This is a genomic window from Phytohabitans sp. LJ34, from assembly GCF_052068095.1.
Taxonomy (GTDB): Bacteria; Actinomycetota; Actinomycetes; order Mycobacteriales; family Micromonosporaceae; genus Phytohabitans.
In genome coordinates this window covers 1-726 of record NZ_JBQHDG010000070.1, presented here as the reverse complement: position 1 = coordinate 726, position 726 = coordinate 1, and the positions used below count along the sequence as shown (strand labels likewise).

At 68.0% G+C, this 726-nt stretch carries 1 protein-coding gene; it reads right to left on the bottom strand.

The window, feature by feature from the left end; translation table 11 throughout:
* Nucleotides 1-726: FG-GAP repeat domain-containing protein (locus ACTMTJ_RS45410; protein ID WP_441225331.1), on the bottom strand; the 726-nt coding region annotated here is incomplete at its 3' end.

Sequence of the window (726 nt, the reverse complement as noted above, 5' to 3'; positions counted from 1 at the left end):
GGCGAGGCGGAAGGTGGACCAGCCGTGGCCGATTTGGGCGGGTGTGGCGAAGGTGCCGTCGCCGTCGCCGGTCCAGCGGATGAGGGTGTTGTCGGCCTTTTTGATGCCGATGATGTCGGCGTTGTAGTCGCCGGTGACGTCGAGGATGGCGAATTCGCGGATGGCGTCCCAGTTGCCGCCTACGGTGGCGGCGCTGGCGAAGCCGCCGCTGCCGTTGCCTTTCCAGAACAGTAGGGTGCCGTCTGGTTTGGTGCCCCAGATGTCGGCGTCGCCGTCGCCGTCCGCGTCGGCGGCGGCGAACCGGTCGATCTGGGTCCAGCCGGTCCCGATCCGGCGTGGTTCGGTGAAGCCGCCGCGGCCGGTGCCGGTGTAGAGGTTGAGGTAGTCGCCGACCTTGGCGAGGATGTCGGCCTTGTCGTCGCCGTTGACGTCGGCGACGGAGAACCACTGGACGGCCTTCCAGCCTTGCCCGATCTGGGTGCGGGCGCTGAAGGTGCCGTCGCCGTCGTTGTGCCAGTACCACAGCACGCCGTCGGTGGCGGTGGCGAACAGGTCGGCCCAACCGTCCCCATTGGAGTCACCGACCGCGATCCGGTTGTAGTTGTCGATCCAACCCGCACCGATCCGCACCGCCGTACCGACCGTGCCGCCCGAGCGACCCGGATACGACCACAGCACGTTGCCGGAGTCGACCGCCAACAGATCCTCGTACCGATCCCCGTTCAC